This window comes from Pseudoalteromonas sp. SiA1, assembly GCF_018732205.1.
Lineage (GTDB): Bacteria > Pseudomonadota > Gammaproteobacteria > Enterobacterales > Alteromonadaceae > Pseudoalteromonas > Pseudoalteromonas tetraodonis.
In genome coordinates, this window is record NZ_CP076084.1 from 692,805 (window position 1) to 718,099 (window position 25,295).

Genomic DNA, 25,295 nt, shown 5'->3' on the forward strand with positions numbered 1-25,295 from the left:
ATCCGTAACGGTTTAATTATAAGCTTTCAATCTTCGTTTTTTGCTCAAGTAGCTTAGTTTTAGCATCTGTAAATTCAGCTAGCTTAGCGTTTTCTTTAGCCAGTACGGCTTCAGGTGCGTTGTTAACAAACTTTTCGTTAGCGAGTTTATTTTGCACTTGGTCTAGCCCTTTTTCTGCTTTTTCAAGTTGCTTGTTAATTCGTGCAAGCTCGGCTTCAACGTCAATTAAGCCCGCCATTGGGATCATAATCTCAAGATTGCCAACATAAGAGGTCGCACACGCTGGAGCATCGTCTTTGTTTTCAAGCAGGGTAAACGCTTCAAGCTTAGCTAATGACGCTAGGAATGATTCATTCTCGTTAATACGGCGCACATCGTCGCTCGATGCATTGGCTAGTAACACTGATAACGGCTTGCTTGGGCTGATATCCATTTCACCACGGATATTACGAATTGCTAAAATGAATTGCTTAACCCACTCTAAATCGTCCATTGCTTGTGCATCAACATTGGCTTGATTATAAACAGGGAAGCCCTGAACCATAATACTGGTACCCGCTGTTTCAAGGCCAGCAAGTGGAGCAACACGTTGCCAAATCGTTTCAGTGATGTAAGGCATCATTGGGTGCATTAAGCGTAATAAGCTTTCAAGTACGGTAATAAGGGTATGACGTGTACCGCGCTGCTGTGCTTCATTGCCTTTAAATAATACCGGCTTAGTCAGCTCTAAGTACCAGTCACAGAACTGGTTCCAGGTGAATTCGTACAGCGTGTTCGCCGCTAAATCAAAACGGTAGTTATCAAGATGCTCGGTGTAGGTTTTAACCGTTGCTTCATATTGGCCTAAAATCCAACGATCAGCTAACGAGTACTGTTTTTCACTGTCGTTAAAGCCACAGTCTTGCTCTTCTGTGTTCATTAATACGTAACGGCTTGCGTTCCATAATTTATTACAGAAGTTACGGTAACCTTCAAGACGGTTCATATCCCAGTTGATATCACGACCGGTTGATGCCATTGCAGCTAAGGTAAAGCGCAGTGCGTCGGTACCGTGTGCTTCAATACCATTTGCAAATACTTTGCGGGTATCTTTTTCAATCTTAGCGGCGAGTTTAGGCTGCATCATGTTACCAGTACGCTTTTGTACTAAGTCTTCAAGGCCAATGCCGTCAATCATGTCTAGTGGGTCAAGTACGTTACCTTTTGACTTAGACATTTTATCGCCGTTATCGTCACGTATTAAGCCAGTTACATACACGGTTTTGAATGGCACTTGTGGTTTGCCGTTTTCATCTTTTATAAAGTGCAGCGTCATCATGATCATACGTGCAACCCAGAAGAAAATGATATCAAAACCGGTTACCAACACGTCAGATGGGTGGAAAGTTTTTAAGTCATCAGTATTTTCTGGCCAACCTTGAGTTGAGAATGTCCAAAGTGCAGATGAAAACCAGGTATCAAGAACGTCTTCGTCTTGGCTTAGTGCTACGCTATCTGCAATGTTGTTATCGCGACGTACTTCTGCTTCATCACGACCAACGTATACGTTACCTTCGCTGTCGTACCAAGCTGGAATACGGTGACCCCACCAAAGCTGGCGTGAAATACACCAATCTTGTACGTCGTTCATCCACGAAAAGTACATGTTTTCGTATTGCTTAGGTACAAATTGGATGTCGCCGTTTTTAACTGCGTCTTTTGCAGGTTCAGCAAGTGGTGCAACACGTACATACCATTGGTCAGTAAGTAGTGGTTCAATAACAACACCAGAGCGATCTCCGTAAGGAACGGTTAAGCCATGGTCTTCAATTTTTTCAAGTAGACCGAGCTCTTCAAATTCAGCAACAATCGCTTTACGTGCGTCAAAACGGTCAAGGCCATGTAAGCGCTCAGGAATTGGCGCGTCAAATTCAAGTTCTTTGCCGTCAAAGGTGTAGGTTTCACCTTGAGTTAAAATAGCCGCGTCTTTATCGAAGATATTAATCATCGGCATCTGGTGGCGCTTGCCTACTTCGTTATCGTTAAAGTCGTGCGCAGGGGTTATTTTTACACAACCCGTACCTTTGTCTTTATCGGCATGTTCATCGGCAACAATTTTAATACGACGATTAACAATCGGTAGTAAAATCTCTTTACCGATTAGGTCTTGATAGCGCTCGTCATCGGGGTTTACTGCCACACCTGAGTCACCTAACATGGTTTCTGGGCGCGTAGTGGCTACAACAATGTAGTCTTTACCGTCTTGTGTAGTTACGCCATCAGCAAGTGGATAACGTAAGTTCCACATGTGGCCTTGTTTGTCTTTGTTTTCAACTTCAAGATCAGAAATCGCAGTGTGTAATTTTGGATCCCAGTTTACTAGGCGTTTACCACGGTAAATTAGGTTTTCTTTATGAAGGCGTACAAATACTTCTTTAACAGCTTCTGATAGGCCATCGTCCATGGTAAAGCGTTCACGGTCCCAATCAACAGAAGCACCAAGGCGACGAAGTTGTTTGGTAATCGTGCCACCAGACTCGTTTTTCCATTCCCAAATTTTATCGATGAATGCATCACGGCCTAAATCGTGGCGTGTTTTACCTTCTTCTGCCGCAAGCTTACGCTCTACTAGCATTTGTGTGGCAATACCTGCGTGGTCAGTACCTACTTGCCACAACGTATTGTTACCTTGCATACGTTTAAAGCGTGTTAAGGTATCCATGATAGTATCTTGGAAAGCGTGGCCCATGTGTAAGCTACCCGTGACATTTGGCGGCGGGATCATAATTGAATATGGGGTGCCTTGGCCCGATGGCTTAAAGTAGCCTTTTTGTTCCCAGTCTTGATAGAGAGACTGTTCAATATCTTGCGGATTGTAGGTTTTATCCATTACACAGAACCTTAAATAAGTACTTAAATGAGTTAGTTAGCTTTGTACGCAGTGAGCGTTAGCGATTAATATCTTGCGTGGTGATATTGGCACCGAGTTGGCGTAGTTTTTTAAAGCGCTCACGAGCGGCTTGTTTGGCTACGGGCTCTACGGGTACAAAATCAAAAACTTGGTTAAACCGACGAATAAAATCCGGTAAGTGATTGGCCAAGTTAATTAATACTTTACGATTACCAACGGGTGGTGTTGTGCCTATTTCTACAGGTGCGCCGCCTTTTGGGCCTTCGCCTTGTAAATTGTGAGGTACAAAACTGTCGGCATCAAATGTCCAAATAGTTTCGTCAATGCTGTTGGCGGTTTCTTCGCTATCTACAAAAATAAATACGCGTTGACCAAGCCGATACTGTTGCCCAGCTATTTGAGCTGCTAAAGCAAAGTGATCATCGGCTTTAGCTAATGACTCATCTTGTTGCTTTAAAATGAAAAACTGGGCATTCATGTTCATTGTATCGGGATTTCCCATGACATTGATTGTGCTGTTATTAAATACACACAAATTAGGAAGGGGATTTTGCCATATATCGGGGTTTGCTTCAATTAATACCCAATAAATAAGGCGCTTTAAAAGCGCCTTATTTTATACTCTACATTGAGCTTTGAAGCTCTGTGTTGGTTTGTTAGTCATGAGTTGCTTCGCTAATACCAGCTCGGTTTAATAAATACTGAGTCAGCATAGGAACAGGACGACCTGTTGCGCCTTTTTTAGCGCCGCTGCGCCATGCAGTACCGGCAATATCTAAATGAGCCCAATTATACTTTTTAGTAAATTTAGATAAGAAACAGGCCGCGGTAATAGTACCTGCAGCGCGCCCACCTAAATTAGTAAAGTCGGCAAACGGGCTTTCAAGTTGATCTTGATAATCATCCCATAATGGCAGTTGCCATGCACGATCGCCACTTTGCTCAGACGCTTTTAATAAATCATGCGCCAGTGGATTATGATTTGCTAATAAACCCGTAGCATGGGCACCTAAAGCAACAATACATGCACCGGTTAAGGTTGCAACATCAATCACGGTTTCTGGTTCAAAACGTTCAACATAGGTTAGCGCGTCACATAACACTAAACGGCCTTCGGCATCAGTATTAAGTACTTCAACCGTTTGCCCAGACATAGTGGTTAAAATATCACCTGGGCGATAGGCGTTTGAGCTTGGCATGTTTTCACAACCGGCTAAAACGCCAATTACGTTTATAGGTAGCTGCATTTGTGCAAGTGAGCGCATAGCGCCAATAACACCAGCTGCGCCCCCCATGTCGTATTTCATTTCATCCATGCCTTCGCCTGGTTTTAATGAAATACCGCCTGAGTCAAAGGTTAAGCCTTTACCAACTAATACGATAGGCGCTTGGTCATCGCCTGCGCCTTTGTAGTTAATTACCGACATAACCGATTCGTTATCACTACCACGACCAACTGCTAGGTATGAGTTCATACCTAGTTCTGCCATTTTATCTTCGCCAATCAGCTCAACAGTGATGTTGTCAAAATTAGTCTCAAGTTCTTTGGCTTGCTCGCCGAGATACGCTGGATTACAAATATTAGGCGGCATATTGGCAACGTCTTTGCACAATTTGCTACCAGCAGCAATCGCTAGGCCATGCTCAATGGCACTTTCACCTATAGTCAGTTCACGGCGTGTAGGAACGTTAAATACCATTTTTCGCAGTGGACGACGAGGGTCTACTTTCTTACTTTTTAGCTGATTGAAGGTGTATAAACAGTCTTGGGTTGTTTCTACCGCTTGACGCACTTTCCAATAGGTATCACGGCCTTTAACGTGTTGCTCAGTTAAAAAGCACACTGCTTCCATCGAGCCTGTTTCATTTAAGGTGTTGATAGTTTTTGAAATAATTTGTTTATATTGTTTATCGTCTAGTTCGCGTTCTTTACCGCAGCCAACGAGTAGAATACGTTCGCTTAAAATATTAGGTACATGGTGTAATAGTAATACTTGCCCAGGCTTACCTTCTAAGTCGCCACGGCGTAATAAATTTGAGATATAACCATCGCTGATTTTATCAAGTTGTTCACCAATGGGGGATAACCTGCGTGGTTCGTATACGCCAACAACAATACATGCACTGCGTTGTTTTTCTGGGCTACCACTTTTTACGTTGAATTCCATTGTCACTCCTGATTTTGAGTCATCTATAGAAGCTAAGTTGGGACTAAAAATGTGTTTTCTAGTCTTTTTACCTAAATTTTTAGGTCTAGCGCTAATATTAGTAGATTTTACTCGACTCTTACTGTGTATTTGAACTTTATATGCTTAAGGGTTACTAATGCAACATTATATCGTGATGTTAGGTAGGATAATTAATATTGATGGCTTATAATATGTGCTTAATACTCATTTAAAATGAGTGAATTAACTAGTTCACTCATTGTTTTTTATTACTAAATTGAAATTCCATGTTTAACAGGGGCGAATGTTGCTAATTTTCCGTTATTTGACCACTGAGGTTTTAAAATCGCAGGTCGCCGTATTTTTAACTTTAATGACCATATTTTTGTCGCAAAAGTTTGTTGTTATTCTTGGTGATGCCTCAGAAGGTAGTATCCCAGCAAAGCTTGTGTTTGCCATGATTGCGCTTAAATTGCCGCAGTTGGCATCGTTAATTTTGCCTCTGAGCTTATTTTTAGGAATTATTTTAGCTTACAGCCGGATTTACGCCGACAGTGAAATGACAGTACTTAAAGCATGTGGCGTGAGTGAGTGGTATGTAGTGCGTATTACGCTAATTTCAAGTGTCATCTTAGCGTTGTTGGCCGCGGTACTTACTTTGTATATTGCACCGTGGGCAAGCGAACAAGAATACCAACTTAAAGAGCAAGCCAAGGCTGATGCTGGTTTATCTGCACTTCGAGCTGGACGTTTTCAACAAACCGGTAACGAAAAAGCCGTGGTGTTTATTCATAATATTGAAAATGGCGGCAAAGAGCTCAACAAAGTTTTTGTGGCACAACTACCCGATAGTGAAAAAAGTGACCTAGCGCGTTTAGTTTATGCAGAGCAAGGCGTTGTAATTGAAGCACAAAATGGTGAGCAGCAGTTAGTACTTACTGATGGTAAACGCTACGAAACTGATGGCGAAGCGCCTTCGCTTAACTTAACTGAGTTTGATGGTTACAGCGTACAAATTCGCGAACAAGAAATAGAGCATCAACGTCGTAAATTAGAAGCTGTGCCAACCCGTGAACTTATGTCAATTAATACTCCCGAAGCAATTGCACAGTGGCAGTGGCGTTTAGCGATCCCACTTTCCATTCCGTTATTAACTTTACTGGCCGTGCCTTTGAGTGTAGTAAACCCTCGCCAAGGTAAATTTGCAAAATTGGTACCCGCTATCAGCTTGTATTTAGGTTATTTTATTTTACTTAACGCGGCCAAGTTTGCGGTAGAAGACGGTAAAATTCCGCCATCAATTGGACTGTGGTGGATTCATTTAAGTGCATTATTTATTGGTAGCTTATTAATTATTAGAGGTCGTCCATTGGGTGCTTGGCTTAAAGCTGTCGTCACTAAGCGGGAGCAAAACCTATGATGAAAACACTTGATTGGTACTTAGGCCGTAGCATTTTGCAAACCACAGGGTTTGCGTTAATGGTGCTAGTGGGTATTAGTACCTTAATAAAGTTTATTGAGCAGCTTAAATCTGTAGGGCGCGGGAGCTACGATATAATGACTGCCATGCTGTACACTATTTACAGTATTCCAGATGATTTAGTGGTGTTTTTTCCTATGGCTGCACTTATTGGTGGCTTAACTGGATTAGGAGCGCTTGCCTCAAATAGTGAGTTGGTAGTAATGCAAGCGGCGGGGATGTCGCGTTTACAAATTATTGGCTCAGTAATGAAAACAGCTATTTTTATGGCATTGTGCGTAATGGCTTTAGGCGAGTGGGGCGCTCCTGCTGCACAGCTGCACGCTAAGGAAATGCGTAATCAAGCGATTCATGGTGGGGATGTGTTTAATGCGCAAAAAGGAGTATGGGCTAAAGACGCTAATAACTTCATTAACATTGAAGATGTTGACCAAAATGGCATGCTGCGCGGCGTTAACATGTATCATTTTGATAAATCGTTATCACTAACACAAATCACCAAAGCAAAAGAAGCCGTAGGGCGAGATAGTGGTTGGCTATTGCGCGATGTAAATAAAGTGATGATCAGCGAAGAGTTAATTACCACTGAACAAGTTTCTGAAGAGTTTTACCCGTCGCAGCTTACCGCCGAAAAGCTAGGCGTGGTATCGGTAAAACCAGAATCACTGTCGTTTTCAGGACTATGGTCATATTTAGCTTATTTACAACAAAATGAGCAAGACACCAGCACCTATGATTTAGCGCTCTGGCGTAAATTAATGCAGCCCGTGTCTATTGCCGTAATGTTGTTGGTTGCCTTGTCGTTTATATTTGGTCCGCTGCGAACTGTAACTATGGGGGCACGAATTATTATGGGGGTGGTAACCGGTATTGTGTTCCACCTAACCAACGAGATATTTGGCCCTGTGGTAATGGTATATCAAATTCCAGCGATTATAGGCGCTGTTCTACCGAGCATTTTATTTACTGGGTTTGCAGCTTATTTAATGAATAAGCGGGTGTAGCTAGACTTAAAGCTTAAATAAAAAACGCGGCCTTTGTAAAAAGCGCCGCGTTTTTTTATGCTTTAACTTGAGATTATACCAATTCGCTTAATTAAGTATTATTGCGGATTGATATCATAGTTCGCGATAAACGCGTTTATTTTCTTCTTTGGTGAGCGTAACCACTTCGGTTTTTGATAAGTAATCTTGTAGTGCTTTTTTATTTTTAAAATCCACTAATACCACTAAATTACCTAAACCCAGCAATGCGCTGATACTGCGGATAATGGCTTGTGGCCAGCTAATTAAACTTCCTTGGTTGGTTTGTACTTTTAATCGCCACGCACGCATACCGATTGTTTGCCCGCTTTTAGTCCAAAAATAACCAAAAAACACCAAACCAACCAGAACTAACAGTGAGCTGCGAATCCCTGAAAGTAACAGTGAGTCCTGAATACGTGCTGAGACATCTTCAGCGCCATTAAGAGCAATAACATCAAGGGAAATAAGCCCTTGAATAGCAAATAAATACAGTACCACCGTTAGCATCGCAAAAGCGATAATAGCTAATGTATCGTACACCAATGACGCAAAACGGCGCCAAAAGCCAGCACGTGGAAACTCACCCGACATAAAAATACTCTCACTGTTAATGTGTGGCTAGTTTAGCAAATAAGCCGTTAAATACTACCTATTACGCTACGTGCTTAACTCGGTATTGGCTCAAATGTTAATGGTTGCCTAAATGTTAAGCGGTTGATCATACTTAATACATAAAACGCTTGCCGCTTTGCTCATTGTTTGTATAATGCCAAGCAATGAGATGGAAGAGGGTACATAATCTTTCACTCTTAAGTGGTTTTTCTTTATCTTCTCGTGTTTAGAAGGTTAAAGAAAAATGATGCCAGCGTGATGAAATTGGTATACATGGGGGATTCAAAATCCCCTGCCGCAAGGCGTGCCGGTTCAAGTCCGGCCGCTGGTACCACTTTTTATAGCCCCTGCTAGATTTAGCAGGGGTTTTTTTATGCCTTAAATTTGAGTGGCTGAACTTGAGCGGCACGTGAGGTGCCGCTGTTATAAGTAAAAGTCCGGCCGCTGGGTGAGAGTGAACCGAAACGTAGTTTCGCAGTGACTCGAAGTGAGTTCATGAATGAACGATGGATGCAGCTTCAGAGATGAATTATTTATTCAGCTATATACGTTATAGCCCCGACTAAATTAGTTGGGGTTTTTTTATGCCTTAAATTTGAGTGGCCTAAAGCCGCCAGAAATGAGAACACTTATTCCTTATGCTGTTCTTTGCTTCCATTAAGAATGTAATTAACCTAAGCTCAACTATAAAGTTTATTAAGAAGTGCCATTGTTAATGTTTGCAAGTTACCGTAGTCCAAACAGTTTATCTAAAAAAATGATGCGCATTATTTTCTCTATCTACTTGTTTGTAACCTGCCTCATAACAAGCATGCAGTTTTTAACTGAATACTTAAAAACACAAAACTCAATCTCCTATGAATTAAAACAGTTGCAAGAAACTGTTCAGGGTCCTGTTTCGACGAGTTTGTGGCAATATGACCAAACACAGTTAGGTGTACTCGTTGATGGGCTTATTAAAATGCCGGTTATTGAGGGAGTTGATGTTTTTGACAAACATGGCAAAAGCATGATTTCTAAACGTTCTTACACTCAAGCCTCACTTCCTCTCTCAATTTTTGAAACTAAATCTGAGTTGTATTGGACGCTTAATGGTAAACGGATTTTTCTTGGCACTTTGGTGCTCTATTCATCGTCTGAGGTGGTTTTAGATCGTGTTTTATTTGGTTTTTTCTTAATTGCTATTACGGCAATGATAAAATTATCAATTTTGTTTGGGTTATTTATTTGGGCTTTCGAACGTTACCTAGCCAGGCCTTTAAAAGAATTGATGCAACAAGTTAATGAGGTCCAATCAAGTAAAAATACACGTAAACGGATCAATCTTTCACATATTGAAAACAACGAGCTCAGCCAGCTCCAAGATCATATGAATACGATGCTCTTTAGTATGGAAAGGGATCGGGAGCGATTACTCGAGGATGAAAAATCTAAACGAGATTGGCTGGAAGAGGCCGTTACAAAACGTACAAAAGATCTACAAGTATTAAATGAAAAACTTAAAACGCTTGCAACAAGAGACTCTCTAACGGGTACTTTAAATCGGGGGAGCTTTTTTGATACAGCAAATCATTTGCTAGAACTTTCTCAGCGACAGAAATTACCCGCATCTTTTATTTTAATTGACTTAGACTACTTTAAAAACATTAACGATACGTATGGACATTTTGTTGGTGATAAGGTGCTTATTCATTTTACCGACACAGTTCAGAGCATGATAAGAGAGTCTGACCTTATTGGTAGAGTGGGTGGAGAGGAGTTTGCACTATTTCTTCCAAACACAGGGCTTGATAACGCATTCAAACTCGCTAGTAAAATAAGAAAGGCTGTGGTTGATTCAACCTTAGAAGTTGATGGTGAAACTGTAATCTATACTGTAAGCATAGGCGTTGCCTCATCCGAGCTAAAAGACTGCTCAGTTATTGAGTTATTCAAAGTCGCTGACTTGAAGCTTTACTGCGCTAAAGACAAAGGACGTGATCGTGTTGAAAAATAGAATGTTTAAAGGTAAAAAAAAGATCTCTCAAGTGCTGCTTATATCCTTATTGTTAGCATTGGGTATAGGTAATTTTAGTCATGCCAATACATTAAAAGTTTGCTACGACCAATGGCCTCCTATGACCATATTTCCGTCAGAGGGTTTTCCTGCCCGCGGCTTTGTGATTGATATGCTAGAGCAAATATATACATCAAAAGGCTATCAATTAGAATATTACGAAGTGCCTTTGGCAAGGGGACTCGATATGGTTGCGGATGGTCTTTGCGATATGTTGCCAGAATATTTATTTTCGCAAGACACCGAAGTGGGTTTCGAGTACGCCACAGAGGCAACATTTGCATATCCAACTGCTTTTGTTGTTAGGCAGGATGAATCCTGGCGCTATGATGGGATTCAATCTATACAAGGAAAGCGTGTTGCAACAGGGCCTGGGTGGGATTACAGCTCGGTAAGTGTTGATTATCAAAATTATATTGATGATCCAAATAATTCTGATTTAGTGGAAGTAATCGCGGGCTCTAGCGATGTGGTAGAACGGATTTTTCAGATGATTAAAGCGGGCAGAATCGATCTATATGCAGATAATATGCTGGTTTTACAGTACATGTTGAATCGATTTGATTGGAACAATGGATTAAAAATAGTGCGTCCAGGCTTAGAAAATAAATTGGTTGAAATACCTATTTTTTCAAATAAAATGCCCGCTGAAAGAAGGAAAACGCTAATAAATATATGGAACAGTGGCCGTTTATCTATCAAAGGAGATAAACAAAAAATGCTTCTTAAAAAGTATAATGTGGCTTTATAAGTGCTTTAAAATGCCCCAATAGCACGTGCTAAGAAAGTGAGATATTTAATTTGATTATGATCTTATACTTTTTTTCCCCGTAAATTAATTAGTATTAAATTACTTTGTACTGAGTTTTTTACTCGGATATTATATACCTCAACCTCTTGTTGCGAATAAAACATCATGACTCAATTGACCGCAAAACAGAATATTCAAGCCATTGTTAAAGCGATTAAGACGGAAGAAGCGCTGCTTCGTCAAAAACATCCATTGTTAATGCATCAAAACACCTTGGGAATGGCTATCTTATTGCTCTCGCTAAGTGCGTTAATTGGGGTTGGTACTTTGTATTACTTTGCCATTATCCCTGCTTGGCTTTGTATTATATTAGCCGCTATAGCCACCTCTATTTCGCACGAGCTTGAGCACGATCTTATTCATAAGCAGTACTTTAGCAACCAGCCTTTTTTACACAATTTTATGATGTTTACTGTGTGGTTGATGCGCCCTAATACGATTAGCCCGTGGTATCGTCGCAAGATGCATTTGCATCACCACAAAACGTCGGGCACTGAGCAAGATTTAGAAGAACGTTTGGTAGGTAATGGTATTAAAAACCCGTTTTTACGTGCATTGGTGATTGTTGATGGATTGCTTGGTTTATTAATTAACGCAAAACGTTTTAGTAAAGAAATTAAAGGATTTAGTTTTTTTAAAGTGTTTAACGCAGGTTTTCCAATTACTACTGCTTATTTTGCTATTTTATACAGTGTGATAGCGTTTCATTTAATTAATTTATTTACCCCGATTGCGGCTGACTCACCGGCATTATTGCTCGATGTAATGAATGTGTTCGAGTTTTTAATGGTGGTGCTGATAGTGCCTAACATTGTACGTTCGAGCTCACTTAATTTTGTTACCTCCAGTATGCATTATTACGGCGGTGTTAATAATATGCTTGAGCAAACTCACGTAATTACTAGCCGTTTGTTTATGCCGTTTAATTTGTTTTGTTTTAACTTTGGGCATACTCATACTATTCATCATTTTGTGCCGAATCAGCCGTTTTATTTACGTCAAATGATTAGCAAAAAAATTCTTGAAGTGATGCGCCAGCACGGTGTGCGTTTTAATGATTTTGCTAGTATAAAAAAAGCTAATTTGTATCAATCATAAAACTTGTTTTTACTCAATCTTCGAGATTGCTGCTTTAGTAACCTTGCCTAGCTTAAGGCTAGGCAATACCCCTAGTAAAGTCAGATAAAGCTTATAAAACTTCCCTTTAATACCAACTTAATCTATTACTCAGACCTTTTTAAATTTAGTCCTTAATTGATCCCACTTAGCGCTTTGTTATGTAATTGAATACTAAGTTTAATTTTTTGATTTTAATTGATTGTTTTTAAAGTTATGGCTTGCCTTATACTCAATTTTTCACCCTTATTTTTTTATGTTATGAATAAAAAAGCACGTTAATCGAATTGAAATATTTCTGTAATATTTAGGTGTTCTAATGCGCTCTGAAACAAAAACGTCATCAAAATGCCATAATCGGTAAGACAAAACTGAGATTTAAACATGAGTGAATCAAAGCGCAATACGCTATTAATAAAAACGCTTAACTGGGCTGCTATCGCCTTTTTAGTTTATTTAGTCCTTGTAGCCGTTGGCACTGTCAGTGGTGGTTTTAAATTAGCGTCGGGCGGTACTGAGGGAGCGAAAGAGATTTTTGCATTCGCAACCAACCCGTTTATCGCATTATTATTAGGTGCTTTAGCAACCGCTTTAGTGCAATCATCATCAACGGTTACCTCAGTTATAGTGGGGCTAGTTGCTGGCGGTTTACCGTTAAGTATTGCTATTCCAATGGTGATGGGTGCAAATATTGGTACCACTATTACTAACACCTTAGTGTCTATTGGCCATATTCGCTCTAAAGAAGAGTTCCAACGTGCATTTGCGGCATCAACTGTTCATGATTTCTTTAATTTATTTGCCGTTATTATATTTTTACCGCTAGAAATAATGTTTGGTTTGCTGCAAAAAATGTCTGCTGCTTTATCGCACTTATTTATTGGTGATGCCGACTTATCATTAAAGAGCTACAACTTTATTAAACCACTCGTAAAACCAGCTGTGGGCGTAATAAAAGATGCATTTAGTTTTTTAGATACAAAAATGCTAGGTGCAGCGATGGTTATTGCAGGTATTTGTTTGATTTTATTTGCCGTAACTACATTAGGTAAATTACTTAAAAAAGCGCTGGTTGGCACTGCAAAAGATATACTGCATGGAGCCATTGGGCGCGGGCCTATCGCGGGTATCACATCAGGTGCGGCAGTAACAATTATGGTTCAGTCATCATCAACGACAACCAGTTTGATGATCCCACTTGCTGGAAGTGGTGTGTTTACTACGCGTCAAATTTACCCATTCACACTGGGAGCTAACATTGGTACAACCATTACTGCTTTATTAGCGGCCACATCAATTACAGGGCCTATGGCTGAGGTTGCGCTAACAATTGCATTGGTACACGTTATGTTTAATGTATTTGCAGTTGCACTTATTTACGGCGTTCCTGTGCTGCGTGAAATACCGCTAAAACTTGCTGAAAAGCTAGCCGAAATTGGTACAAATAATAAATCAGCAGCATTAGGCTATATACTAGGATCGTTCTTTGTGGTGCCTGGTTTAATTGTACTGGCCGTTCGATAAGTAGAAATAAACGTATAAAAGGAATGCGCTATATAATTTATATAGCGCATTTTTTGTTTTACCACTGGTAACTTACAGACAACATGGCATTACGTGGTTTACCTGGGAAGTAACGATCCCCAGTAAAGCTGGTGTAATCGGCGCGCTCAGCGTAGGCTGTGTTAGTTAAGTTTATAATTCGGGCACTCAGTAATAGCTGTGGACTAATTTGCCACTGTCCGCGCAAGCTTAAAATATCGTGCCCTTGATATTCATGTAAGTTTTCAGGGTCGGTAAAGTAGCGGCTAACATAGTGCCATTGCAGCGCAAGGCTAATACTCTCGTTGGCTTGCCAGTTAAAATCGATATTAGCAACCTTTCGAGGTGCGGTATCAATATCGTTACCTTTAATATTAATGCTGCCAATAATTTGCTCATTCGAGTACGTGTGCTTGGCATAGGTGCCTGCAAAATTAACAGATAAGTGCTGATTAAAGCTATGCGCTAATTCAAGCTCAATACCGCGATGCCGAGTTTGGCCGTCATTAACAGTAAAAAAGTCACTGTCGCGGTAGATGGTATTGTGCTTGCTCATCGCATACATCGATAAGCCATAGCGAGTATTGTTGTACACCCCTTTAATACCCATCTCAGCATTATTAGCTATTTCTGTGTCTAAGTCGGCAGTACTTTGCTCGCGTTGTAATTGATAAAGCTCAGCTGCTTGTGGGGCTCTATAGCCTCTTGAAAAGTTAGCGTATAGTGTATTGTTAATATTAAGCTGATAGCTCACCCCGAGTTTTGGCGAAAGATTACTAAAGCTGTTTTTAGTGCTCTCTGGGCGACTATAACGACAGCCACCAAAACCACATTCGCTGCCATCCTCTTTTGTACGCCCTGCAAGCATATTATTTTGATAGTCATATTGCATGTGCTCATAACGCAGTCCTGCGGTTATAAGCCAATTATTTAGTTGCCAATCAATAGCGGCAAATGGAGCATATAAGGTGGCATCGACTTGGTAATCGTAATGTTTACCTTGCGGCACTGTGGCTACTAAAAACGCAGAACCTTGGGTGGGGTTATCTTGGGTTTGTAAAAAATCGGCTTGGGTAAACTCACCATCAAAGCCAAGCTTTAAGTTCGTATTGTCGTTCACATAATGTTGATAAAGCGATTGTAGGCCAAACCCCGTTTGACTGTTTTTTTCGAGCGGAGTACCGGGTAAAAAGTGTTTGAAAAAGTCCATGCTTTGGTCACGAATATAAGGAGTAACAACAAGCGTGTTCTTACCTAATTGCCAGCTTACTTTACTCCAAGCCCTAAGCGATCGGGCTTTTCTAAAGGCGTCAGGATCAAAATTTTGCTGTGCAATATCTTCATCTTTATAGCTTTGAAAGCCACTAATATATCCTGCGGTTTGTTGGTCTAAGTCGGTATAGGTCAACCCCGATATTAAACTTAAGTTGTTGTTAGCATATCGATGTCGCACATTTATTTTTTGTTGTTTAACGCTTTCATCATCTCGGTAACCGCCATCATCGGTAAAGCTGGCATTAATACCGAACCCTGAATTATCCATAGCATGGCCTGCACGCAATTTATAGCGAGCATAACCGTAAGAGCCATAATCAACACCCAGTAAACCACCACCTTGGGTCGTGTCTGGTGTAATGACGTTAATTACGCCATGCACTGCATTTGAGCCATACAGTGCAGAGCCAGGGCCTTTTAATACTTCAATACGCTGTGCCATCTCACTATGTGCTTCAAACAGCTCATTAATATTACAAAACCCAGCTGCACGAAGTGCAATACCATCTTCAGCAGTTAAAATCCCTCCACAAGCCCCCGTACCAGAAAGCACCTGCGAGCGCAGGGCGGGTAAATACTCTTGACCATTACCACGTTGTACATTGGCACCTGCAACGCGTTGCAGTGATTCTTCTACATGGGTAGGGGCAATAAGCTCAAGCTGTGATTCGCTTAATACACTGATCACCAAAGGTAATGGGGTGGAAAGCGCTTCACTACGTGATGCTGTGGTGGTGATACGTTCAATTGATTGCGTGGTATCTTCAGCACACGCACTATTAATTAAACTTAACTGACTGCATAACAATAAAGGGGGTAAATAGTAATATTTCATAAATTCCAGCACATCGGCAATTTGATAAGTTTAGGGTAGGGGATTTTGTGAATTGGTTAAAGCACACTCAACCTATAAACCCGATAAGTAATCGATAAAACAATACAAAAAATGCCGGGCACAACTAAAGTCAGCACTGAGTAATGTTTAAATAGCAATACGCCTACCACTCCGCCGGTTAAAAAACCGGCAATAATTAATACAAAAACAATGCACTTTCTAGTATCGAATGTTTGTCCTTTTAGGGCTTTTCCAAACATTAACCCTAGGTCGGTAAATATACCGGTTAAATGAGTGGTACGCACTACAGCGCCGCTGTAGTTAGTGGCCAAAGCATTTTGTAAGCCGCAGGCAGCAGAGGCAAGTGTAAGTGCGTAAGGGTAAGAATATTGAAGTAGCTGTGCGCTTAACAGCAGTAAAATACCCTCAATAAATAAGAGCGTATCGTAATGGCGGCCTAGCTTAAGTGAACCGCCTGAAAGCATTAAGCCTGTTAATGCCGAGCCAAATATAAAACTCAGTACAATCGCAACTAAAAATAACGCCGCCTTGATGTTGGTAGTAAGTTCAATAGCTAATGAAGTCACCGACCCTGAAACGTGAGAAATTGCTTGCTGTTCAAACCCTAATAAACCTACTGCGTTTACCATACCGGCAATAAAAGCGAGGGTAAACGCACCATATTCGACCCACTTAGGTAGTTTTGTAAACATCCTTTTAGCTCCGGTTTCAGTGTGTAGATTAATCATACACTTAATTAAAGTTAATAAATGAAAAGAGATTATATTTTTAACATCACAAGCAAGTGATGATCGCTAAATTTAACTTTTGCGTATTAACCAAATTTGGAATTAATATGTTTAACCAAGAACAGCAATCACGCATTATAGAAATGGCATGGGAAGATAGAACACCGTTTGAAGCCATTGAAAATCTGTATGGGCTAAATTACTCTCAGTTAGTTAATTTCATGCGTGACCACATATCTAGCGGCTCATTTAAAGTATGGCGTAAGCGCCATGCCGGGCGTAAAACTAAACACCTAAAGTTACGCGACCCCGCGATTATGCGCAGTCATTGTAAAACACAGTACAAGCAACGTTAATTTTTCTCATTTCATGTAATGTTCAGGCTTAGCCGTTAATACTCTTTAGTAATGATCACACTGGAGAACAGCCATGAAAACACTAATAAGTATTTTATTAATGGTTTTTACGCTAACGGCAACAAACGCATTTGCAGTGCCACACAAAGACAAACATGAAAATAAGCATGCTAATAAACACCACTGGAAAAAGCATAAATATAACCAATACCATGACAAAAAACGAATCTCTAAAAAACAAGCAAGGCATTTAATTCGCCAAGGGTGGACTCCACTAGGGTGGCACACCCGTTATCATCAAGGCGATATCCTCGAGCGTGATATTTATAAGCGTGCTAGAGTAATAGACCGAGAACGAGGCACTGTGCGAATAGAAGTTGATCGCACTATTATTCACTTAGTGCACGACACCCGTGAAATTCTCTCCATTTTACAGCGCCATTAGGCACCATATAAGGACTTATAAATGCTCATAGTGTTGGCGGTAATTACTGGCTTTTTATTATTAATAACCTTATTACCCCTGTCATACAGTCAGCATTACTTGATACGTAGTTGCGACTTTGTGCGCTTGCAGGTGTGCTACCTAGCAAGCGCTGTAATTATCGTTGCACTAATAGGTATGTGGCAAATCGACTTTATTGCATACTCATTAATAGCGGCTGTTGCTTTAATTATTTGTGCGCTTCAAGCTAAGTGGATTTATCCCTACACTTGGTTTGCTAAAAAAGAAGTATTAACAGCGCCAAAAAGTAGTGATCATAGCATCAGAATCTTATCCGCTAATGTACTGATGTCGAATCGACATAGTGAGCAGTTAATTAACTTAGTCGATAAATATCAGCCCGATTTACTTATCACCTTAGAAAGCGATAGTTGGTGGCAAGATAAATTGTCCGTGCTTAAAAAAAACTACCCTTATCAAGTACAGTGCCCAAAAGATAACCGCTACGGCATGCATGTCTTTAGTAAATTTAACATACTCGATGCACAAATTTGTGAACTCATAGAAGATAATATTCCCTCTATTCATATTTTGTTTGAAAATCATCAAGGGCTAAAAATGCAAGGCCACTTTATTCATCCTGCCCCACCGAGCCCAACCGAAGAAGATTCATCGCGTCCGCGTGATAGCGAACTAATAATGGTGGCTAAAGCGCTTAAAAATCCAAGCCGCCCGACGATAGTCGCCGGCGATTTAAATGATGTAGCTTGGTCACGCAGCACCCGTTTATTTATGCAAATCAGTGGCTTTTTAGACCCACGTAAAGGACGGGGCTTTTATAACACTTTTCATGCTGGTTACTTTTTTATGCGCTGGCCGCTCGATCACTTATTCCACTCTACAGGTTTTACTGTAAAGCGTATCAAACGTCTTGCTAAATATGGCTCCGATCACTTTGCTCTGCTTACCGAACTTGTTTATAAAGATGCTAATCAGCAATCACTCGAAACAAAGCCCAGCGAGCTTAAACAGCAAGACATACAAGAGCTTGCTATGAGCAAAGCCGATAAACGTAAAGTGCCTAGGTTTGAAAAAGGCTAGATGAAGTACAGATGTTAGGTTAAAGGCTTTAGGCGAAAGGCAAAATTAATACATTAGGGTCGTGCTTTTAAATTTGCGGGATTTTATATAGCGAGCTATTTAGTTGAGTGTTAATTAACAAAGAGATTCATTATGTTTAATAAAATTATCGACTTTTGGTTTACAGAGCTTGAGCCTAAGCAGTGGTGGCAAAAAAACGAGGCGTTTGATTTGATGATTCAGGCTCGTTTTGGCCAATTACACCAGCAAGCGAGTGCGAATGAGTTATTTCAATGGCGTGAGAGTGCATTAGGCAGCCTAGCTGAAATTATCGTGCTTGATCAGTTCTCGCGCAATATTTATCGTGACAAGCCAGCATCATTCGCCTGTGATTCAATGGCTTTAGCGTTAGCACAATCGGCCATTACAAAAGGGTTTGATAAGAAGTTGACGGATGAGCAGCGAGTATTTTTGTATATGCCTTTTATGCACAGCGAATCGCAGTTAATTCATAAGGAAGCAGTCCGGCTATTTAAGGCGTTAGGTATTCAAAATAACTTAGACTTTGAGTATCAACATAAAGCGATTATCGATAAATTTAATCGTTACCCGCATCGTAATAAAATACTGGGGCGGGAGTCTACAGAAGAAGAACGCGAGTTTTTAAAACAGCCCAATTCAGGTTTTTAGATTCATCAGACAAAAAAACACCGCGCTTATTACAAGCGCGGTGTTTAGTTTTATTAACCAGATACCTGATATTAGCTATTAATCATGATGCTTTTAACATTCACAAACTCGCGAATACCAAAGCCGCCATGTTCTCTGCCATAGCCACTGTCTTTAACACCGCCAAATGGTAGGTTCGGTTGTGCCAGTCCGTAACCATTTATGTTGATCATACCGGTATCAAAATGCTTTTTAGCCAGCTCAATGGCTTTTTTCTCATCTTTTGAAAAGATACCGCCGCCTAGTCCATAACGGGAGTCGTTGGCAATACGCATAGCGTCGTCATTATCTTTGGCTTTAATCAAAGATGCGACAGGGCCAAATAATTCGTCATCATATGCAGGCATCCCTGGTGATAAATTTTCTAACACGGTAGGCGGGTAGTAATAGCCTGTTTGCTGCGGAATTTCGCCGCCTACAATTACTTTTGCGCCTGCATTTACCGAGTCTTGCACTTGCTGATGAATTTTGTCGCGTAAATCTTCGCGTGCCATAGGACCCAGTTCCGTATCTTTATCCATAGGGTCGCCCATTTTAATTGCTTTAAATTGCTGGCTCAGCGCTTCTTTAAAGTCATTGTATAATGAGTCAACTACCACAAAGCGCTTGGCAGCCACACAGGTTTGCCCATTGTTAATAATGCGGCCCTGCAAACAGGTTTTAACTGCCAGTGCGAGGTCGGCATCATCAAGTACAACATAAGCATCGTTACTGCCAAGCTCCAATACCGTTTTTTTAACGTGCTTACCGGCCTGCTCAGCTACTTTTTTACCTGTGCCATCACTTCCTGTGAAGGTAACGCCACTAATGTGTTTATGAGAGATAAGTGCGCTGGCTGTTTTTCCGTCAATTAGTAAGTTACTAAAGCAATGCTCAGGGAACCCAGCTTGTTTAAATAAGGTATCTATTTTTTCTGCCATACCAAATACATTGCCCGCGTGTTTTAATACCGTGGTATTACCCGCCATAATATTTGCGGCACTGTATCTAATAACTTGATAAAGTGGGAAGTTCCATGGCTGAATACCTAGCAACACGCCAGTGGGGCGATAACTTATAATTGCACGACCGCCTTGCATATCGCGTTCTTCGTCGCTCAGCATATCGGCGCCATGTTCTGCGGTATAACGGCAAATGTCTGCACAAAGCTGCACTTCTTGAAAGCCTTGTTCGTACACTTTACCCATTTCTTCGGTCATCAGTTTAGCAAGCGCTTCTTTTTGCTCTTCAAATAAAGAGGCTAGCTTATTCAGGTATTTAGCGCGCTCAGTAAACGAGGTTAATCGCCATGTTAAGTATGTTTCATGAGACTTTTCGATCACTTGTTCTGCTTGAGCTTGAGAAAACAGCGTATAGCTATTGATGACTTGCTCGGTTGCGGGATTGATCGTATCTACTGTGTTACTCATTTTACCTCCTAACAAATTATGTAATAGGGTAGGTGCAAAACCAAAGCCAGTTGGGCAATAGTTTATAAAAATTCATAACTTTTTGTTAATAATGCTTTTTATATTACTTTATACAAAAATCTAGATTTTGTTTGTTCGTTGTTTTTGCTATGGTTCTGTAAATACTGCAAGTTGTTGAAAAAGTTACAGGGAGTAGTTAGATGATACAGTCATTGTTTAATATCGATTTACCTCTTATTCAAGCGCCTATGGCGGGCGTACAAAACGTTGAATTGGCTGCAAGCGTTTGTGAAGCTGGCGGGCTAGGGTCGTTGCCTTGCGCTATGTTATCGCCAGCACAGTTAGTTGAACAGCTCGACTTACTTACTCAAAAAACAGATAAACCATTTAATCTAAACTTTTTTTGTCACACGGTTACTGATTACACCAGCCAACAAAAGCAGCAATGGCATAATATGCTAACCCCTTATTTTGCAGAGTATGAAATTGACCCGCAAAGTTTAACCGCAGGGGCATCCCGTCAGCCTATAAACCAAGCCGTTGTTGATATTATTGCACCCTATAAACCGGCGGTTGTGAGTTTTCATTTTGGTTTACCTAAGCACGCTATTGTGGCGCAAATAAAAAGCTGGGGCACTAAAGTAATTTCAACGGCGACCACTTTAGATGAAGCTATTTGGCTCAGTGAAAATGGCGCTGATGCTGTTATTGCTCAGGGTTTAGAAGCTGGAGGGCATCGAGGGCATTTTTTATCAATGGATTTAAGCTTGCAACAAACCACTGAGCAGTTAGTTAAGCGTTGTGTTGAGCATTTATCATTACCGATTATTGCTGCAGGAGGTATTGCAACGCCAGATGATGTAAAGCATATGAAAGCGCTGGGAGCCAGTGGAGTTCAAGTTGGTAGCGCTTATTTATTATGTAAAGAGGCAAAAACATCTGCTTTACATCAGCAAGCTATTTTAGAGCAGGCTCAAGATAGCACCGCACTAACTACTTTGTTTTCAGGTCGAGCCGCGCGGGGTATTCAAAACCGCGTCATGCTCGAGTTAGGTACTATGCCAAATGGGGTTCCTGCGTTTCCACACGCTAGCAGTGCAATAACAGCTTTAAGAAACCGAGCTGAAAAAAGTGCTAAAAGTGATTTTTCGCCTTTATGGTGTGGTCAAAAGTATGTGCCTCGGGTGGGGGTATCAGCTGCGGATATTACGCATATTTTAATGGAAAAATGGTAATGTTTAATGTCTGACAACCCACTTTTATCGCTTGGCGATAGTTACGAAGTGCTTATAAATAAGCTTAAAATGCAATTGGCAGATATTTACCCTCAACAGCTTGTCGCGCGCAATACCGTGTTATTGCCCCAAGGCGATGTACAGCGTTATGGCTATTTAATTGTGGAGGGGGTTTTAGGTGCTATTCATGATGATATTGATGGCGGGCAAAAATGCAAAGAGTTTTATTTTAAAAATGAGTTTGCATTGCTGTTTGCCAATTGGATGACCTCAAGCCCCGCTTTTTACCAATTAAAAGTAATTAATGAGGCAAGTGTAATTAAAGTACCGCTAACACTATTTGAGCAAGCACAGTACCAACTCATTAAGCAGCAACTCATTGCGCAGCAACTAATATTTAAAGAAGCCAAAGAAGCATTTTTATTACTCAACAGCCCCGAGCAGCGATACTGTTACTTGCTTAAACATAAACCGCATTGGTTGGCGCAGTTAAGCTTAAGCCAAGTGGCTATGTATATAGGTATTTCGGCCATTTCGTTATCACGAATTCGTAAGCGACTTAACTTAAGTTAAGTGCTGTTTATATAAAGCACTATACACTCCTCATTTTTATGCCTTAAGTGCCTTGGAGTGTTATGTTTTTAATTGCCCAATCATTGGTTGCCGTCGCGACTTTACTCGACTTAGCTTCATTTCAGTTTAAGTCCCGACGCATTATCTTATGTTGTTTATTTACCTCTGTGTTATTAACCTCAGTCCACTTTTTTATTTTGGGTTATAACAGTGCCGGCTGCTTAATGCTTATTGCCGCGTTACGTTATTTTTACTGCATATACTTTAAGCATACTTGGGCCATGTTTGGATTTATGGCAGTGAGTTGTTTAGCCGTTTATTTAACATGGCAAGATTGGTTTAGTGGCTTTGCGCTGGTGGCGACATTAATACAAACCATTGCTTCATTTCAAAATAGAGACTTGCACTTGAGGTTATGTATGGTGGTGGGAACCTCTTTTTGGATAACGCATAATATTTTTGCTGGCTCCCCTGTGGCAATAATTATGGAAAGCCTATTTTTAAGTAGTAACTTATTTGGTTTATATCGATTTTATATTAGTAAAAAAGTCTTGCTGAACCTCAAGTAGGAACGTAAAATGCAGCAATGTAAACTTATTAAAAGAACTGTTTGGCAATTTCTTTTAATAAAAAGGTTTCTCGAATAATCGACAATCCTTGTTTATCGCTATTAGCTAATGTGCGTTCGTTGTGAGCTATCGCCTCAAAAATATTTACCCATTTAGCTTGCATACCATTTTGTTGCTCATAGTGCTCAAGCTGTGCTTGGCCGAGTTGTTCGTTAATTTCGCATACATAACAGTATGACTTTATATGAATAATATCAAAGTCATCTTTGTACCAAGGACGATATTCTTCATAGAGGCCAAACTCACTGCAGATTTTTATATTTTGCGCGCCAGTTTCTTCATTAAGCTCTCTGATAAGTCCTTGTTCAATGCTTTCGTGTAAGTCTACGCCACCACCGGGTAAACTAAAATCGTCATAGCGCTGAGTGTACATTAATAAAATGTACTGCTGTTTAAATACAATTGCGCGAGCAGTAGGGCGAGTAAACTGACGACCATGAGTAATATTAATAGTGGGGTGGATAGTGGTTTTTAATAGGCGCATAACGACTCCAGCAATAAAGGTAAATTATATCAGTTGGTTGTATTAATTACTTCATTGTTAAAAAGTAATTAACTGAAAAGATTGTTAATTTAAGCGTTTATACATATATCTGTAGTTATAATGGCGAACTATTAAAAAATAAAATGTCATTGTTTTAGTCCTGCTCTGAATACCTTTCATTTGTTTAAAGGGGTGAGTAGAATAATAAAAAAGCATAGGGATTAATCATGTTAAATATACTTTTAGTTGATGACGACATCGAATTTAGTGATGTTATTTGTCATATTGTTGAGTTTCTTGGGCATAATATTCAAACTGCAACCAGTTTAGAAGAAGCGCATCAGTGGTTTGAGAATAATTCCTTTGATCATGTATTACTGGATTTCATGTTACCCGATGGTAGCGGCTTGCATTTATTAGATCATTTAAAAATGATTGGTCAATCTCCTAAAGTCACTCTTATTTCAGGGCACCCATCGGTTAAGGGGATTTTAGCCGATATGTGTGAGCCCAATGTAACGCATTTATTAAAGCCGCTGCAGCGAGAAGATTTAGAACTGGTTTTAAATGGTCCTAAAAAAACTGTTAAAAAAGCTAAGAAAAACGCTATCACCCATCATTTTGATACCTTAATTGGTGAATCTGAGGCAATGCAAAAGCTCTATACTATGATAGAGCGCGTAGCTAAAACCAATGCTAACGTTATGCTTATGGGTGAAAGCGGAGCAGGTAAAGAGGTGGTAGCGCAAGCTATTCATAATGCCAGTCAATGCGAAGGACCTTTAGTTGCTAGCAACTGTGGCGCCCTTTCAAAAGAGCTTATTGGCAGTGAATTATTTGGTCACGAAAAAGGCGCATTTACCGGTGCCATTGCCCGTAAAGAGGGCGTGTTTGAACAAGCCGATGGCGGAACGTTATTTCTTGATGAAGTCACTGAAATGCCGATTGATATGCAGCCTAATTTACTGCGTGTACTTGAAACTAAAAAAGTAACACGGGTTGGCGGTAATCGTGAGTTACCAGTAAATTGCCGTGTTATTTCAGCGACTAATCGCTCCCTTACCGATTTAGCGCAGAATAATATTTTACGTGAAGATATTTACTTTAGGCTCGCTGTTTTTCCAATTGATATACCGCCACTACGAGAGCGAAAAGAAGATATTCCATTACTCTCAAAAGCATTTTTAGAGCAGTTGAACGATGAAAATGGTACAGCGTTTGCTTGGGCTAACGAGCAACTTAAAGAGCTGCAAACGTACGACTGGCCAGGTAATGTACGTGAACTTCGTCATGCAATTCATCGCGCTTTTATTATGAGCGATCCACAAACAAGCGATGTGGCACTGCCTGATAACCTAGAGTCACCTTTTTCACGAGTAAATAATCAAGCTCAGGAAAATCAGGTTTCTGCAGGACAAACCATTGAAGAAGTTGAAAAAGAGCTTATTCATGCAACACTCGATAAAGTACAAGGTAATAAAACATTGGCTGCACAAATGTTAGGTATAAGTACTAAAACGCTTTATAACCGCCTTAACGCATATGGTGGCATTGGCGAATATAAATAAAATAACATGAGGATAGTATGGCATTAACTAAACAAATAAAGCCTTTAAACGAATTAGTACATGATGCGCGGGCACCGTTAAATCGTATTTCAATGAATGCTGAGCTTATCAAGCTAGTACTTGAAAACGATATGCCCGTCGAAAAAGCACTCGCCGCACTCGATAAAATAATTGTTAATTGCCAAGCATGTAGTGACAGTTTACAGCTTATTTCAGACTCAAAATAAT

Annotated in this window: 23 protein-coding genes and 1 tRNA gene; 16 read left to right on the plus strand and 8 right to left on the minus strand. The window is 40.4% G+C overall.

The features are described from left to right. Positions 1-16: 16 nt before the first annotated feature. The 3 genes from KK487_RS03215 to pepA form a co-directional block, all read right to left on the minus strand. Positions 17-2,869 (minus strand): valine--tRNA ligase, encoded by a 2,853-nt coding sequence (locus KK487_RS03215; RefSeq protein ID WP_128583174.1) that lies wholly within the window; start codon positions 2,867-2,869, stop codon positions 17-19. 58 nt (positions 2,870-2,927) lie between these two features. After that, a complete protein-coding gene (locus KK487_RS03220) occupies positions 2,928-3,374 on the minus strand; it encodes a DNA polymerase III subunit chi (RefSeq protein WP_013464165.1) in 447 nt (148 codons plus the stop codon). A gap of 172 nt (positions 3,375-3,546) precedes the next feature. Continuing rightward, positions 3,547-5,058 (minus strand): leucyl aminopeptidase, encoded by a 1,512-nt coding sequence (gene pepA / locus KK487_RS03225; protein WP_128583175.1) that lies wholly within the window; start codon positions 5,056-5,058, stop codon positions 3,547-3,549. Positions 5,059-5,365: 307 nt separating this feature from the next. Between pepA and lptF the strand changes: the two genes are divergently transcribed. Both lptF and lptG read left to right on the plus strand, forming a co-directional pair. Continuing rightward, on the plus strand, positions 5,366-6,478 hold the full coding sequence (gene lptF / locus KK487_RS03230) for an LPS export ABC transporter permease LptF (protein ID WP_128583193.1): 1,113 nt from the start codon (positions 5,366-5,368) through the stop codon (positions 6,476-6,478). Continuing rightward, entirely contained in the window at positions 6,475-7,542 is a 1,068-nt protein-coding gene (lptG, locus tag KK487_RS03235; protein ID WP_013464168.1) for an LPS export ABC transporter permease LptG, read from the plus strand. Before lptF ends, lptG begins: the two co-directional genes overlap by 4 nt. Before the next feature lie 114 nt (positions 7,543-7,656). On the opposite strand, the gene KK487_RS03240 is transcribed toward lptG, so the two are convergent. Further along, positions 7,657-8,154, minus strand: a complete 498-nt coding sequence (locus KK487_RS03240; RefSeq protein ID WP_128583176.1) for an RDD family protein — start codon at positions 8,152-8,154, stop codon at positions 7,657-7,659. Positions 8,155-8,424: 270 nt separating this feature from the next. On the opposite strand from KK487_RS03240, the gene KK487_RS03245 reads away from it, so the two are divergent. From KK487_RS03245 to KK487_RS03265, 5 genes are all read left to right on the plus strand, one after another. Further along, positions 8,425-8,509: transfer RNA gene (locus tag KK487_RS03245), tRNA-Leu, on the plus strand. 381 nt (positions 8,510-8,890) lie between these two features. Then, entirely contained in the window at positions 8,891-10,171 is a 1,281-nt protein-coding gene (locus KK487_RS03250) for a sensor domain-containing diguanylate cyclase (RefSeq protein WP_128583177.1), read from the plus strand. A 1-nt stretch (position 10,172) separates the two neighbouring features. Continuing rightward, complete coding sequence (locus KK487_RS03255) at positions 10,173-10,982, plus strand: substrate-binding periplasmic protein (RefSeq protein WP_036949852.1); 810 nt, start codon at positions 10,173-10,175, stop codon at positions 10,980-10,982. Positions 10,983-11,147: 165 nt separating this feature from the next. Continuing rightward, the gene (locus tag KK487_RS03260; protein WP_036956077.1) at positions 11,148-12,140 is read left to right on the plus strand and encodes a fatty acid desaturase; all 993 of its coding nucleotides are present in this window, start codon (positions 11,148-11,150) and stop codon (positions 12,138-12,140) included. Positions 12,141-12,542: 402 nt separating this feature from the next. Next, on the plus strand, positions 12,543-13,682 hold the full coding sequence (locus KK487_RS03265; RefSeq protein ID WP_013464173.1) for a Na/Pi symporter: 1,140 nt from the start codon (positions 12,543-12,545) through the stop codon (positions 13,680-13,682). Between the two features lie 58 nt (positions 13,683-13,740). Here KK487_RS03265 and KK487_RS03270 read toward each other — a convergent pair whose 3' ends face one another. Both KK487_RS03270 and KK487_RS03275 read right to left on the minus strand, forming a co-directional pair. Continuing rightward, a complete protein-coding gene (locus tag KK487_RS03270; RefSeq protein ID WP_036956079.1) occupies positions 13,741-15,810 on the minus strand; it encodes a TonB-dependent receptor in 2,070 nt (689 codons plus the stop codon). A gap of 56 nt (positions 15,811-15,866) precedes the next feature. Then, complete coding sequence (locus KK487_RS03275; protein ID WP_036956080.1) at positions 15,867-16,523, minus strand: YoaK family protein; 657 nt, start codon at positions 16,521-16,523, stop codon at positions 15,867-15,869. A gap of 143 nt (positions 16,524-16,666) precedes the next feature. Here KK487_RS03275 and KK487_RS03280 point away from each other — a divergent pair, with 143 nt between their 5' ends. The 4 genes from KK487_RS03280 (at position 16,667) to KK487_RS03295 (ending at position 19,130) form a co-directional block, all read left to right on the plus strand. Next, positions 16,667-16,915 carry a TIGR03643 family protein gene (locus KK487_RS03280; protein WP_013464176.1) on the plus strand — a complete coding sequence of 83 codons (249 nt, stop codon included), beginning with the start codon at positions 16,667-16,669 and terminating at the stop codon, positions 16,913-16,915. 73 nt (positions 16,916-16,988) lie between these two features. Next, the gene (locus KK487_RS03285; protein WP_036956082.1) at positions 16,989-17,360 is read left to right on the plus strand and encodes a hypothetical protein; all 372 of its coding nucleotides are present in this window, start codon (positions 16,989-16,991) and stop codon (positions 17,358-17,360) included. Between the two features lie 21 nt (positions 17,361-17,381). Beyond that, complete coding sequence (locus KK487_RS03290; RefSeq protein WP_036956083.1) at positions 17,382-18,461, plus strand: endonuclease/exonuclease/phosphatase family protein; 1,080 nt, start codon at positions 17,382-17,384, stop codon at positions 18,459-18,461. Between the two features lie 132 nt (positions 18,462-18,593). Continuing rightward, positions 18,594-19,130, plus strand: coding sequence for a DUF924 family protein (locus tag KK487_RS03295; RefSeq protein ID WP_036956085.1), 537 nt, complete (start codon positions 18,594-18,596; stop codon positions 19,128-19,130). Positions 19,131-19,201: 71 nt separating this feature from the next. On the opposite strand, the gene KK487_RS03300 is transcribed toward KK487_RS03295, so the two are convergent. After that, complete coding sequence (locus KK487_RS03300) at positions 19,202-20,578, minus strand: NAD-dependent succinate-semialdehyde dehydrogenase (protein ID WP_024601533.1); 1,377 nt, start codon at positions 20,576-20,578, stop codon at positions 19,202-19,204. A gap of 200 nt (positions 20,579-20,778) precedes the next feature. Between KK487_RS03300 and KK487_RS03305 the strand changes: the two genes are divergently transcribed. The 3 genes from KK487_RS03305 to KK487_RS03315 all read left to right on the plus strand — a co-directional run bounded on the left by KK487_RS03305 (position 20,779) and on the right by KK487_RS03315 (position 22,955). Continuing rightward, on the plus strand, positions 20,779-21,813 hold the full coding sequence (locus KK487_RS03305; RefSeq protein WP_024601534.1) for an NAD(P)H-dependent flavin oxidoreductase: 1,035 nt from the start codon (positions 20,779-20,781) through the stop codon (positions 21,811-21,813). A gap of 6 nt (positions 21,814-21,819) precedes the next feature. Next, the gene (locus KK487_RS03310) at positions 21,820-22,386 is read left to right on the plus strand and encodes a Crp/Fnr family transcriptional regulator (RefSeq protein WP_024601535.1); all 567 of its coding nucleotides are present in this window, start codon (positions 21,820-21,822) and stop codon (positions 22,384-22,386) included. A 62-nt stretch (positions 22,387-22,448) separates the two neighbouring features. Next, entirely contained in the window at positions 22,449-22,955 is a 507-nt protein-coding gene (locus tag KK487_RS03315) for a YgjV family protein (protein ID WP_024601536.1), read from the plus strand. A 28-nt stretch (positions 22,956-22,983) separates the two neighbouring features. Here KK487_RS03315 and KK487_RS03320 read toward each other — a convergent pair whose 3' ends face one another. Next, on the minus strand, positions 22,984-23,499 hold the full coding sequence (locus KK487_RS03320) for an NUDIX hydrolase (RefSeq protein WP_024601537.1): 516 nt from the start codon (positions 23,497-23,499) through the stop codon (positions 22,984-22,986). Between the two features lie 227 nt (positions 23,500-23,726). Here KK487_RS03320 and KK487_RS03325 point away from each other — a divergent pair, with 227 nt between their 5' ends. Continuing rightward, positions 23,727-25,067, plus strand: coding sequence for a sigma-54-dependent transcriptional regulator (locus tag KK487_RS03325; RefSeq protein WP_016900152.1), 1,341 nt, complete (start codon positions 23,727-23,729; stop codon positions 25,065-25,067). 17 nt (positions 25,068-25,084) lie between these two features. Next, a complete protein-coding gene (locus KK487_RS03330; protein WP_024601538.1) occupies positions 25,085-25,294 on the plus strand; it encodes a hypothetical protein in 210 nt (69 codons plus the stop codon). The last annotated feature ends 1 nt before the right edge of the window (position 25,295 follow it).

Coding starts and splice junctions, on each gene's coding strand:
- KK487_RS03215 (WP_128583174.1), bottom strand. CDS start 2,869: ATGGATAAAACCTACAATCCGCAAGATATTGAACAGTCTCTCTATCAA.
- KK487_RS03220 (WP_013464165.1), bottom strand. CDS start 3,374: ATGAACATGAATGCCCAGTTTTTCATTTTAAAGCAACAAGATGAGTCA.
- pepA (WP_128583175.1), bottom strand. CDS start 5,058: ATGGAATTCAACGTAAAAAGTGGTAGCCCAGAAAAACAACGCAGTGCA.
- lptG (WP_013464168.1), top strand. CDS start 6,475: ATGATGAAAACACTTGATTGGTACTTAGGCCGTAGCATTTTGCAAACC.
- KK487_RS03240 (WP_128583176.1), bottom strand. CDS start 8,154: ATGTCGGGTGAGTTTCCACGTGCTGGCTTTTGGCGCCGTTTTGCGTCA.
- KK487_RS03250 (WP_128583177.1), top strand. CDS start 8,891: ATGTTTGCAAGTTACCGTAGTCCAAACAGTTTATCTAAAAAAATGATG.
- KK487_RS03255 (WP_036949852.1), top strand. CDS start 10,173: ATGTTTAAAGGTAAAAAAAAGATCTCTCAAGTGCTGCTTATATCCTTA.
- KK487_RS03260 (WP_036956077.1), top strand. CDS start 11,148: ATGACTCAATTGACCGCAAAACAGAATATTCAAGCCATTGTTAAAGCG.
- KK487_RS03265 (WP_013464173.1), top strand. CDS start 12,543: ATGAGTGAATCAAAGCGCAATACGCTATTAATAAAAACGCTTAACTGG.
- KK487_RS03270 (WP_036956079.1), bottom strand. CDS start 15,810: ATGAAATATTACTATTTACCCCCTTTATTGTTATGCAGTCAGTTAAGT.
- KK487_RS03275 (WP_036956080.1), bottom strand. CDS start 16,523: ATGTTTACAAAACTACCTAAGTGGGTCGAATATGGTGCGTTTACCCTC.
- KK487_RS03280 (WP_013464176.1), top strand. CDS start 16,667: ATGTTTAACCAAGAACAGCAATCACGCATTATAGAAATGGCATGGGAA.
- KK487_RS03285 (WP_036956082.1), top strand. CDS start 16,989: ATGAAAACACTAATAAGTATTTTATTAATGGTTTTTACGCTAACGGCA.
- KK487_RS03290 (WP_036956083.1), top strand. CDS start 17,382: ATGCTCATAGTGTTGGCGGTAATTACTGGCTTTTTATTATTAATAACC.
- KK487_RS03295 (WP_036956085.1), top strand. CDS start 18,594: ATGTTTAATAAAATTATCGACTTTTGGTTTACAGAGCTTGAGCCTAAG.
- KK487_RS03300 (WP_024601533.1), bottom strand. CDS start 20,578: ATGAGTAACACAGTAGATACGATCAATCCCGCAACCGAGCAAGTCATC.
- KK487_RS03305 (WP_024601534.1), top strand. CDS start 20,779: ATGATACAGTCATTGTTTAATATCGATTTACCTCTTATTCAAGCGCCT.
- KK487_RS03310 (WP_024601535.1), top strand. CDS start 21,820: ATGTCTGACAACCCACTTTTATCGCTTGGCGATAGTTACGAAGTGCTT.
- KK487_RS03315 (WP_024601536.1), top strand. CDS start 22,449: ATGTTTTTAATTGCCCAATCATTGGTTGCCGTCGCGACTTTACTCGAC.
- KK487_RS03320 (WP_024601537.1), bottom strand. CDS start 23,499: ATGCGCCTATTAAAAACCACTATCCACCCCACTATTAATATTACTCAT.
- KK487_RS03325 (WP_016900152.1), top strand. CDS start 23,727: ATGTTAAATATACTTTTAGTTGATGACGACATCGAATTTAGTGATGTT.
- KK487_RS03330 (WP_024601538.1), top strand. CDS start 25,085: ATGGCATTAACTAAACAAATAAAGCCTTTAAACGAATTAGTACATGAT.